Consider the following 11,178-nt stretch of genomic DNA (forward strand, 5'->3'; position numbering starts at 1 on the left):
GGGGCTGATGTTTCAGCCCCGCCGGCGTTTGAGGCGCGGGTCTGGGCGGAGCCCAGGGAGCCGGGGCGCAGCCCTGCTCAGCGGCCCGCGGTGAAGGCCTCGTACGCGTCGCAGACTTCGGCGGCCGGGCCGTCCATGCGCATGACGCCCGCCTCCAGCCAGATCGCGCGGTCGCAGGTCTCTCGGACCGTGCCGATGCCGTGGCTGACCAGGAAGACCGTGCCGGCGTGTTCGCGCAGTTCCTCGATGCGGGCCTGGCTGCGGCGCTGGAAGGCGGCGTCGCCGGTGGCCAGGGCCTCGTCGATCATCAGGACATCGTGGTCCTTGGCGGCCGCGATGGAGAACCGCAGGCGGGCGCCCATGCCGGAGGAGTACGTGCGCATGGGCAGGGAGATGAAGTCGCCCTTCTCGTTGATGCCGGAGAAGTCGACGATGTCCTGGTAGCGGGTCTTGATCTGCTCGCGGGTCATGCCCATGGCGAGGCCGCCGAGGATGACGTTGCGTTCGCCCGTCAGGTCGTTCATCAGTGCGGCGTTCACGCCGAGGAGGGACGGCTGGCCGTGCGAGAAGATCCGGCCCTTGGCCACCGGCTGGAGGCCGGCGATGGCGGCCAGCAGGGTGGACTTGCCCGAGCCGTTGGTGCCGATGAGGCCGATCGCCTCGCCCCTGTAGGCGGTGAAGGTGACGCCCTTGACGGCGTGAACCTCGCGGATGCCGGGGGCCGGCTTGCGGGAGAAGAGCCGGCTCAGGGCAGCGGTGGCGCTGCCCTTGCGGGCGCCGCCGCCCTGGACCCGGTAGATGACGTGGACCCCGTCCGCGATGACGGTGGGTACGCGGGTGTCGGTGAGCTCAGCCACGGCCGTACTCCTCCTCGGCCTTCCAGAAGTAGATGAATCCGCCGACTCCGGCGAGCAGGGCCCAGCCGATGGCGACGGGCCACACGTGGTGGGGGAGCGAGTGCGCCTTGAAGCTGTCGATCAGCGCGAAGCGCATCAGGTCGATGTAGACGGCCGCCGGGTTGAACTTGAGCATCATCGAGACCCAGTGCGGCAGGTGGTCCGTCTTGAGCATGGTGTCGATGGACCACATGACGCCCGACGAGTACATCCACGTCCGCAGGACGAACGGCATCAGCTGACTGACGTCCGGGTTCTTGCTGCCGATACGCGCCATGATCATGGCGCAGCCGGCGGCGAAGACGGCCATGAGCAGCAGGGCGGGGATCGCCAGCAGCCAGGCCGGGTTCGGGGTCTGGCCGAAGGCGAACAACAGGATGACCAGGGCGGCCATGGTGACGAGCAACTGCTGGAAGAGCTGTACGACGGTGGAGATGGGCAGGCTCGCACGGGGGAAGTGCAGGGCGCGGACCAGGCCGAGGTTGCTGTGGACGGAGCGGGTGCCGGCGTTGATGGAGCTGCCGATGAAGTCCCAGACGAAGACGCCGGTGATCAGGAACGGCAGGTAGTCGGGCACGCCGTGACTGGCGTGCATGACGATGCCGAAGATGAAGTAGTAGACCGCCGCGTTGAGCAGCGGGGTCACCAGGTGCCAGACCTGGCCGAGCTTCGCGGTGCTGTACTGCGCCTGCATGCGGGCGCTCGCGTACGCCGTCACGAAGTGGCGGCGGCCCCAGAGCCCCGCGATGTAGCGGGGGAGGGTGGGGCGGGCGCCGCTGAGGGTCAGCCCGTGGGCGGCCGCGAGGTCCGCGAGCCGGGCGGAGGTCGCGGGGTCGCTTCGAAGAGGTTTCGCGGGTGCCGTCGAGGTGGTCACGAGGGTCGCTTTCGCCGGGGTCGGGGCGTCGCTGGCGATAGAACGGGGCCGTATCGTCGCTACGGCGAGGGTAGATCGCGGCACGTCGGAACGCAACCGTATCGTCGCTACGTGGCGCGGCTATGCTCTGTGCATGACCACGGATCCTGCTGCCGCCGCTCCCTCCGCTCCCTCCGCTCCCGCCCGTAGGGCCCCTGCCGGGGCCGCCGTCCTGCGTGAGGACGTGACCGAGGCGATCCGCGAGGCGGTGCTGGAGGAGCTGGCCGCGGTCGGCTTCTCGCGGATGTCGATCGAGGGGATCGCGCGGCGCGCGGGGGTAGGCAAGACCGCGGTGTACCGGCGGTGGAAGTCGAAGCTGCACCTGGTGCTGGACCTGGTGGAGGCGTTCGCGGTGGACGGGCTGCCGGTGCCGCGGACGGGGTCGCTGTACGGCGACGTACGGGCCCTACTGGAGGTCATGTCGCACGTGCTGCGGCACCCGGTGGCGTCGGCCGTGATCCCCGACCTGCTGGTCGAGGCGGCGCGGAACGCGGAGATCGCGGACGCGGTGCGGGGGGCGTTGCTGGACGGGCAGCGACGGCTTGCCGCGGGCATCGTCGGTGAGGCGGTGGCGCGCGGTGAGCTTCCGGACGGGGCCGATCCGGACCGGGCGCTCGATCTGGCGATCGGGCCGCTGTACTGGCGGCAGGTGGTGGTTCGGGACTCCGTCCCGGGGGACTACCTGGACGAGCTGGCCCGGTCGGTGGTGGCGGGACTGCGAGCCGCCTGAGCCCGTGCGGGCCGCCGCCGCACTGGGGCTCCGCCCCAGACCCCGCGCCTCAAACGCCGGCGGGGCTGGATTTCGGCTGAGGTCACTGGATTGCCCGCAGGGGGCAGGGCCCCCGACCATGGCGTCGCGCGTTACAGCCGGATGGGGGCCAAGGTCGCGACCGAGAGTGCGGCCGAGGGGGTGGGGCGGCGGTCTTCCAGGGGGATGACCGCCGGGACCGGGTTCGGCTGGCCCAGGAAGACGCGGCGGACCACCCGCTCCGCCGCGTGGCCGTCGTCGTACGAGCAGAAGCGGGCGCGGAAGGCCGAGCGGAGCTGCGCCGAGCGGGAGCCCTGCCAGTGGCCGGTGGAGAAGATGTCCACCAGCTCGTCCTCCGTCCGGGCGATCGCCCCCGGCGGGCAGGTCCGCAGGTCGAAGTAGGTGCCGCGGGCGGCCTCGTACGCCTCCCAGTCGTCCGCGTGGATCACGATCGGCCGGTCCAGCGAGGCGTAGTCGAACATCAGGGACGAGTAGTCCGTGACGAGCGCGTCGGAGGCCAGGCACAGCTCCTCCACCGAGGGGTGCGAGGAGACGTCGATCAGGCGCGGGTGGGACTCCATCACCGAGTAGGAGTCCGCGTACGTGAGGTGCGTGCGGGTGAGGATCGTGAAGCGGGGGCCCAGGTCGCGCAGGACCCGTTCGAAGTCGAGGTGGTCCGGCCGGCTGCGCCGGTAGTCGCGGTGCGTGGGGGCGTAGAGGATCGCGGTGGTGCCCGCCGGGATGCCGAGGCGCTCGCGCAGCTCCAGGACCTCGGACTGGGTGGCCCGGTGGAAGGCGTCGTTGCGCGGGTAGCCGTATTCGAGGGTGGTGTAGGAGGAAGGGATGGCCTTCTCCCACACCAGGGTGGAGTGCCGGTTCGCCGAGAGCAGGTAGTCCCACTGGTCCGCGCCCCGCAGCAGGCCCGCGAAGTCCGTCGTCGGGGTGGCCGCCGGGCGGTCCTGGAGGTCGAGGCCGACCCGCTTGAGCGGGGTGCCGTGCTGGGTCTGGAGCAGGATCTGGCCCGGCCGCTTGACCAGGGCGCGCTCGAAGTTGACGTTCGTGGTGAGGTACGTGGCCCGGGCCAGGGCCGTCCAGTACGCCGCCGAGCCGGGCCGCAGGGCGAGCGTCTCCCGGGGCAGCGTCGCCTCGTGCTCCGCGTCGCAGATCCACGCCGTCCGCATCCGCGGCGCCAACTCCCGCAGCTTCGCCTCGATCGCGGCCGGGTTGCAGGCGTAGCCGCCGTGCCAGTACGCGGAGAAGACCGCCAGCTCCGGGCGGAGCGGGAGCAGGCGCTGGGCGCGGTAGTGCAGGCGCAGGGCGGTCTCGCGCAGGCCCCGCCCGAGGGCGGCGGCGCCGCGGCCCGTGGCCAGGCCGAACGAACGCAGCACCGACAGCACGCGGTACGTGCGGCGCACGCCCGAGCGCATGAGGGCGTGGCGCAGTCGGTCGGTACGGGACAGGGACAGGGGCGGCGCGCCGACGCGGCCCGGGGCCCGGTAGCGGCGCAGCAATGCCGAGGCCCGCTTGAAGAACTCGGCCCGGGCGGCGCGCGGGAGGCGGCGCGGGTCGGCGTACAGGGTGCAGAAGTGCTCGGCCATCCGGCGGTGCACGACGGCACGCCAACGCTCCAGTTCGGGGCGGCCGGCGAGGTAGCCGAAGACGCGGTCGTACTGGTCGAAGATGTCGAGGTGGCGGCGGCTGGTCGTGGTCAGGATCGAGCCGGTGCGCCGCTGGCGGTAGTGCACGCAGACCCGGTCCAGGACGGCGACGGACTCGGCGGCCAGCAGCGCAGGGTAGGTCCAGGGGGTGTCCTCGTAGAAGCCGGGCGGGAACTGCAGGCCCTCGCGTTCCACGTACTCGCGGCGGTAGGTCTTGTTCCACACCACCATCAGCATGCCGAGGAGGGCCGGGCGGTCCGCGAGGCGGAAGCTGGCCGGGCCCTCCTCGGAGAGGCGGTGCGAGAGGCGGTTGCGGACCAGCTCGCCCGTCCAGAAGGTGCGCGCGTAGTCGTAGACCAGGACGTCGGGGGAGCCGGTCGCCTTCAGCCGGTCGGTGATGGCCTGCAGTGCGCCGGGGGCGAGCGTGTCGTCGCCGTCGAGGAAGACCAGGTAGTCGCCGGTGGCCCGGGCCAGGCCCGCGTTGCGGGCGGGGCCCAGCCCGAGGTTGTGCGCCAGGTGCACGGCGGTCACCCGGGGGTCCCGGGCCGCGTACTCGTCGATGATCGAACCGCAGGCGTCCGGGGAGGCGTCGTCGACCGCGATCAGTTCCAGATCCGGGTACGACTGCGTCAGGACCGAGTCCAGACTCTCCTGGAGGTACGCCTGGACCTTGTACGCGGGCACGATGACGCTGAACCGGGGCACGGCACATCCAGGGGTCGGCGCGGGCATATTGCCCAGGAACCCCCGGCGTGGCGATCGGGTTACGCAGCGTGCGGCATTCGGGTTACGGAGCGTCAACGTGCCACGTCAACCGGTGTCTTCTACTTGATCGCGCCCGCCATCACCCCCGAGACGAACTGCCGTTGGAAGGCGAAGAAGACGACCAGCGGAACCACCATCGACAGGAACGCGCCGGGCGCCAGCACGTCGATGTTGTTCCCGAACTGCCGTACCTGCTGCTGGAGCGCGACCGTCACGGGCGGGTTCGCCGAGTCCGCGAAGACCAGCGCGACCAGCATGTCGTTCCACACCCACAGGAACTGGAAGATGCCGAGCGAGGCGATCGCCGGACCGCCCAGCGGCAGCACCACCCGGGCGAACAGCCGCAGTTCGCCCGCCCCGTCGAGGCGGGCCGCCTCCAGCAGCTCGCGCGGGATCTCCGCGAAGAAGTTGCGCAGCAGGAAGACGGCGAAGGGCAGCCCGAAGGCGGTGTGGAAGAGGACCACGCCCGCCGTGGTCTCGAACAGGCCTATGGAACCGAAGAGTTCGGAGACCGGGATCAGCGCCACCTGTACGGGGACGACGAGCAGCCCGACGACGAGGAGGAAGAGCCAGTCCCGGCCGGGGAACTCCAGCCAGGCGAAGGCGTATCCGGCGAAGGCGCCGAGGGTCACCACGAGCAGGGTCGCCGGGACGGCGATCGCGACCGTGTTGAGGAGGGAGCCGGTGATCGTGTCGTTCGCCAGGAGCCGCGAGTAGTTCGACGCCGTGAGCCGGGAGGGCGCCGTCAACACCTGCCACCAGCCGCCCTCGTTCAGGTCGGTGGGGGAGAGGAAGGAGGAGATCAGCAGGCCGAGGGTGGGCAGCAGCCAGAACAGCGCGGCGGCGACCAGGAAGACCCGTGTGGCGCCCGCGGCGAGCCTGGCCAGGCCGCCTGCGGCGGCCGCGGCGGACCCGGCCCGGCCTGCTGCCCGCTCGCCTGCCGGCGGTTTGCCGACCGGGTCGGCGGCCCTGGGGCCTGCGGCCGGTTCGGCTGTCGGCGGCACCACGGAGCCCGGTCCGGGCATGGCCGGCTCGGCTGCCGGGCTGCCTGCGGCGGGCGGGGCGGAGCCGGCTCGGGCTGCTGCCCGCTGGCTCTCGGCGGGCCCCGCATCCGGTTCGGCTCCTGCCGGGTGGGGCGCTGCTGGTCCGCTGTGCTTCGCCGCAGGCGAGTTGGCAGGCGGGTCGGTCGGGTCCGGCGTCGCGTCGGATCGGCTCATCGGGACCCCTCCTTCCGGAGCCGGCGGATATTCACGAGCATCACCGGCACCACCAGCACCAGCAGCAGGACGGCGATCGCACTGCCCAGGCCCGGGTCGGCGTCCGTGCCGAAGGAGGTGCGGTACAGCTGGAGCGCGAGGACGTTCGCGTCGTCCTGGACCGCGCCCGGGGCGATCACGAAGACCAGGTCGAAGACCTTCATGACGTTGATGACGAGGGTCACGAGCACGACGACCAGCACGGGCGCCAGCACCGGGACGGTGATCCGGCGGAACACCTGCCACTCGTTCGCCCCGTCCACCCGCGCCGCCTCCAACAACTCCCGCGGTACGGCCGCCAGCCCGGCCCCGATCAGCACCATCGCGAAACCGGCCCACATCCACACGTACGCCCCGATGACCGCCGGGGTGACGAGCGTCGGGCCCAGCCACTGCACCCCCGAGTACGCCTCCCGGAAGTTCGAGGCGGGCAGCCGCAGCAGGGCGCCGTCCGCCGCCGCGGGCAGGGTGAAGGTGCCGTCGGCGCGGGTCGTCGTCGAAGCGACCACCTTGCCGTCCTTGACCGCCTCGATCCGCATGCCGGCGAAGGCCGACTCGGTCGGGTCGACCGCGTTGGTACGACCGCCGCCACCCCGGGTGAAGTCCTGCCAGGCCGTCCCGGTCACCTTGCCCGGCTCGGCCGGTGCGGCCTTCGCCGTACGGGTCCCCTCGGGCAGCGCCTCCGGGGCCACCCCGACCAGCGGGAGGGCGGCCGGGGTGCCCGCGCCGACCGGATCGCGGGTGACGAAGGCGCCCCCGCCGGCCGGGACCAGCGGGGAGTCCCGGCCCGGGCGGGCCTTGGGGAAGGCCGAGGACTCCGCGAAGGTGTCGTGGACCCCGACCCACACCGCGTTGGCGATCCCCCGGTCGGGGTCGTGGTCGTAGACCAGCCGGAAGATGATGCCCGCCGCCAGCATCGAGATCGCCATCGGCATGAAGACCAGCAGCTTGAACGCCGTTCCCCAGCGGACCCGCTCGGTCAACACCGCGAACATCAGGCCGAGGGCGGTGGCCGTGGTGGGCGCGAGCACCACCCACACCGCCGTGTTCTTCAGGGCGGTGCGGATGGTGTCGTCGCTCAGGATCTGGCGGTAGTTGCCGGCCCCGACGAAGGAGTCGCCGGAGCGGTCGAAGAGGCTGCGGTAGACCGAATAGCCGATCGGGTGCACGACGAGCGCCCCGAGCAGCACGAGCGCCGGGAGGAGGAACGCCGCCGCGATCAGGCGGCGGCGCCGGGCCTCCCGAGAGGTGGCCGCCACCGGAATCAGTTCCCGTAGGCCTTGGCCGCGTCCGCCTCCAGTTTCGCCTGGGTGCCCGCCACGTCCGACGGGTTCGCGAGGAAGTCCTGGAGGGCCTTCCACTCACCCGCTCCCGGGGTCCCGCCGAAGGCCGACGGGGCCTGGTCCGACATGTCGAAGCGGAAGTCGTCGCCCGCCGCGAGCAGCGCCTTGGCGATGTTCCGCTGGATGTCGTTGGGGTAGGCGTCCGGGTCGACCCCCCTGTTCGGGGAGACGAAACCACCCTCGCGGGCCTGGATCTCCGCCGCGTCCGCCGAGGCCAGGAAGGTCAGCAGCGCCTGCGCGCCCTTCGACGGCTTCAACGCGACCGCCACGTCACCGCCCGAGACCACCGGCGCCTTCGCGCCGACCGCGGGGAAGGGGAAGACGAGGGCGTCCTTGCCCACCTTCGCGTCCGTCTGCGCGATGTTCACCGCGACGAAGTCGCCCTCGTAGACCATCGCGGCCGCCGGCCGGTCCCCGCCCGTGAACGTCTGCGTCACCGACTTCGGGAACTCGGTGGACAACGCCCCGCTCGGCCCGCCCGCCAGGAAGTCCTTGCGCCCGAAGAGCTCGCCGAGAGTGGTCAGCGCCTGCTTGACGCTGTCGTCCGTCCACTTGATCTGGTGCTTGGCCAACTGGTCGTACTTCTCCGGGCCCGCCTGGGAGAGGTAGACGTTCTCGAACCAGTCGGTGAGGGTCCAGCCGTCCGCGCCGGCCACGGAAACCGCCGGGGTGCCCGAGGCGGAGAGGGTGTCGGCCGCCGCCAGCAGGTCCTTCCACGTCTTCGGCGGCTGCACGCCCGCCGCCTCGAAGGCCTTCGCGTTGTACCAGATCAGCGACTTGTTGGCGGCCTTGTAGTACACGCCGTACTGGGTGCCGTCGACCGCGCCGAGCTTCTTCCAGCCCGCCGAGTAGTTCGCGTCGAGCTGGGCCTGGGCATCCGCGCCCACCGGCTGCGCCCACTTGTTCTGCACCGCCGAGACCAGCGCCCCGACCTGCGGGAGCAGCGCCACGTCCGGCGGGGCCCCGCCCGCGATCTTCGTCCCGAGGAAGGTGACGATCGGGTCCTGGGCCGGGACGAAGGTGACCGTCGCGCCCGTCCGCTTCTCGAACTCCTTCAGGACCTTCGTGAAGTTCGCCTGCTCCGGGCCCGTCCAGACCGCCGCGACCTCCAGCTTCTCGCCGGTCAGCTTCGGTAACTCCACGCGCGGCGCGGCCGTCCCGCCCTGTGGTGCCTTCGATGCCTCGTCGGTGCCGCCGGCCTTGCCGTCGTCGCCGCAGGCGCTGAGCACGAGCGCGCCCGCCGCGGCCAGCGCAGCCCAAGTGAGTTTCGTACGGCCCGTTCCGTGCTGGCGCATGGTTCTGCCCCCGATGCCCGTGGTGTGTCCCGGACCACAAGGTCTACGCCGACCCGCGCGCCCCCGCAATACCGCGTCGCGGGAGGCGCGTGGGCACAGGACACCCCCTACGGGGCCGGTGGGAACAGGACGGGTATGGCCGAGACCAGGTGGGAGGCCCGGTCCAGGGCGCTGGCCAGCAGCGCGAGGTCGGTCGGGCCGTTGCCCAGCTCGCGCACCGGGCGGCGGGCAGGCGGGTCGCCCATCCGCTCCCACTCCACCGGGACCACAGTGGGCCGCAGGGTCGCCGTCCGGGGGATCCGTCCGGTGACCCGGCCCGCCTGGAACGGAACCGTCCGCCCGTCCGCGTGACGCAGCAGGCCGCGGCCGGGACCCGGCTGGTCGGGGGCTTCCAACTCCACCCGCAGGGTGGTCAGCCGGGCGAGGAGGGTGTCGGCCGTCCGGTCCGGACGGGCGCTCGTCGCCACCAGGTGCACGCCGAGCCGGGCGCCCTCGCGGGCCACCGCCTCCAGCGCCCGGACCACCGAACCGGCGGCGGGCCGACCCGTGGCGCCGAGTCCCGGCGCGACCAGCGCGTCGAAGTCGTCCACCAGCACCACCAGCCGCGGCAGCGGACTGGGCCCCGCCGGATCGGTACGGGTGGCGGAGGAGCGCAGCCGCAGCGTGCCGGTGCGCTGGGGGTCGAGGTCGCCGCGCAGCTCGCCCGCGGTGGGCTGGCGGGGCGACACCATCCGGTCGGCGAGCTCCCGGCCGGCGTGCCACTCGGCGAACGGCATGCCCTCCAGCAGCTCGGCGCGGCGCTTGAGCTCCGCGCCGAGCGCCTGGGCGAACTCCCGCATACGCAGTGGATCGGAGGCCACCAGGTGGGCGGATACGTGCGGGAGCTCGGTGCAGGGGAGCAGGCCGTCGCCGCGCTCGCCGCCCGCCCCGTCGAGCAGGACCAGGCCGAGCCGGTCCGGGCGGGCCGCCGCGGACAGCGAGGCCGCCACCGAACGCAGCAGCTCCGTGCGGCCGCTCCCGGCCGGCCCCTCGATCAGCAGGTGCGGGCCGTCGTGGACCAGCTCGGCGCCGACGGCTCCGCGCCGCCCGCTGCCCAGCACGATCTCGGCCAGCCCGCCCACGCCCTGCCCCTGGTCGGTGGCGGCGGCCCAACGGGCCATCAGGGAGGCCGGGGTGGCCCGGGCCAGCCCCAACTCGTCCAGCAGCCGCGCGGTGGCGGGCAGCGCGGCGGCGGCCGGGCGGTAGCTCTCCGTGGAGCCCTCGGTGGTGCGCAGGGGGGCCAGCGCCCGCGCGAAGCGTTCGGCCCAGGCGGCGGAGACGGCGTCGGCGGTGGCGGTGCCGCCGGTGGGCACCGGGTGGCCGCCGGAGACGGTGAAGGTCCGTACGGCCGTGGCCACGTCCCCGCTGAGCAGGGCGACCGCGCCGCAGTCCCGGAAGGCGGGGGAGCTCACGCAGGCCGCCTCGTACGTGTCGGTGACCGGGGAGGCGGGAGTGGCTGCCGGGGCCTCGGCGAGCGCGAGGACGTGGATCCCGGCGGCCGGGCCGTGCGAGGCGAGCCGCCCGGTGAGGTCGCGCAACGGGCCCGCGCCGGGATCGCCGTCGAGGACGAGCAGGGTGTACGGCCCCTCGTACGCGGCGGCGGCCTGCCGGACCCGATCGGGGTCGGCGGCGGCCCAGTGCGTGCCGAGGGGACTGTCGTCCAGGCGCCGGGTGAGTTCACCCGTGCGGGCGACGGCCTGGTCGCGGTCGTACGCGAGGAGCAGCCGGCAGTCCTGCCCGTGCGCGGGCCGTACGTGGGGCAGCCAGCCGAGCCAGCCCCAGTCCCGGCGGCGGTCGACGAGGCCGCGCGCGCGGTCGGTGGACAGCAGCACGATCTCCAGCTGCCCGGGCGCGTGCAGCGCGGCGAGTTGCGCGACCAGCCAACGGGCGACCCCGGCCAGCCGGGCCCGGGGGCCGGCCACGCCGAGCCCGCCGACGGCGGGCAGGGACACCCGGCTGCCGGCGCCCAGTCCGACCTCCAACCTTCGGGGGTCGTCGGGCGTACGTGACCACAGGCGCTCGGTGGGGCCCAGCGCGGCCAGCAGCAGCGCGGCGGGGTCGTCGGGGTCGGGCGCGGCGGCGGTCGCCGGAAGCGGTTCCTCCGGAGCCTCGGCGAGGTCCTCCCCACGCACCCACTTCCGGGCCCAGGCCCCGATCCCCTTGCGCCGAGCCCGGCCGTGTCCCGTGCCGGGGGCTTCGGGGTCCGCGTCGGCGTCCACCCCGCCGGAGCCGCCGGGGCCGCTCCACCCGGCGGGGCCGGTGTCG

The 11,178-nt window shown here is 73.3% G+C and carries 8 protein-coding genes; 1 reads left to right on the forward strand and 7 read right to left on the reverse strand.

All coding sequences use genetic code 11. From position 1 onward, the window contains the following. Positions 1-77: 77 nt before the first annotated feature. Together ACFV9H_RS35590 and ACFV9H_RS35595 are read right to left on the reverse strand one after the other, a co-directional pair. A complete protein-coding gene (locus ACFV9H_RS35590; RefSeq protein WP_385406767.1) occupies positions 78-857 on the reverse strand; it encodes an ABC transporter ATP-binding protein in 780 nt (259 codons plus the stop codon). After that, positions 850-1,770 (reverse strand): ABC transporter permease, encoded by a 921-nt coding sequence (locus ACFV9H_RS35595; RefSeq protein WP_385406769.1) that lies wholly within the window; start codon positions 1,768-1,770, stop codon positions 850-852. Before ACFV9H_RS35595 ends, ACFV9H_RS35590 begins: the two co-directional genes overlap by 8 nt. 133 nt (positions 1,771-1,903) lie before the next feature. On the opposite strand from ACFV9H_RS35595, the gene ACFV9H_RS35600 reads away from it, so the two are divergent. After that, positions 1,904-2,539, forward strand: a complete 636-nt coding sequence (locus tag ACFV9H_RS35600) for a TetR/AcrR family transcriptional regulator (protein ID WP_385406771.1) — start codon at positions 1,904-1,906, stop codon at positions 2,537-2,539. Between the two features lie 131 nt (positions 2,540-2,670). On the opposite strand, the gene ACFV9H_RS35605 is transcribed toward ACFV9H_RS35600, so the two are convergent. The 5 genes from ACFV9H_RS35605 to ACFV9H_RS35625 form a co-directional block, all read right to left on the reverse strand. Further along, the gene (locus tag ACFV9H_RS35605; protein WP_385406773.1) at positions 2,671-4,920 is read right to left on the reverse strand and encodes a CDP-glycerol glycerophosphotransferase family protein; all 2,250 of its coding nucleotides are present in this window, start codon (positions 4,918-4,920) and stop codon (positions 2,671-2,673) included. A gap of 119 nt (positions 4,921-5,039) precedes the next feature. Further along, positions 5,040-6,005 (reverse strand): carbohydrate ABC transporter permease, encoded by a 966-nt coding sequence (locus ACFV9H_RS35610; protein WP_385406819.1) that lies wholly within the window; start codon positions 6,003-6,005, stop codon positions 5,040-5,042. 188 nt (positions 6,006-6,193) lie between these two features. Beyond that, entirely contained in the window at positions 6,194-7,501 is a 1,308-nt protein-coding gene (locus ACFV9H_RS35615; protein WP_385406822.1) for a carbohydrate ABC transporter permease, read from the reverse strand. Next, positions 7,501-8,874, reverse strand: coding sequence for an ABC transporter substrate-binding protein (locus ACFV9H_RS35620; RefSeq protein WP_385406775.1), 1,374 nt, complete (start codon positions 8,872-8,874; stop codon positions 7,501-7,503). Before ACFV9H_RS35620 ends, ACFV9H_RS35615 begins: the two co-directional genes overlap by 1 nt. 107 nt (positions 8,875-8,981) lie before the next feature. Beyond that, on the reverse strand, positions 8,982-11,178 hold a 2,197-nt coding region (locus tag ACFV9H_RS35625), incomplete at its 5' end, for an FtsK/SpoIIIE domain-containing protein (protein WP_385406778.1).

The sequence above is a fragment of the Streptomyces sp. NPDC059874 genome (genome assembly GCF_042731135.1).
In the GTDB taxonomy this organism is placed as follows: domain Bacteria; phylum Actinomycetota; class Actinomycetes; order Streptomycetales; family Streptomycetaceae; genus Streptomyces.

Coding starts and splice junctions, on each gene's coding strand:
- ACFV9H_RS35600 (WP_385406771.1), top strand. CDS start 1,904: ATGACCACGGATCCTGCTGCCGCCGCTCCCTCCGCTCCCTCCGCTCCC.
- ACFV9H_RS35610 (WP_385406819.1), bottom strand. CDS start 6,005: ATGCCCGGACCGGGCTCCGTGGTGCCGCCGACAGCCGAACCGGCCGCA.
- ACFV9H_RS35620 (WP_385406775.1), bottom strand. CDS start 8,874: ATGCGCCAGCACGGAACGGGCCGTACGAAACTCACTTGGGCTGCGCTG.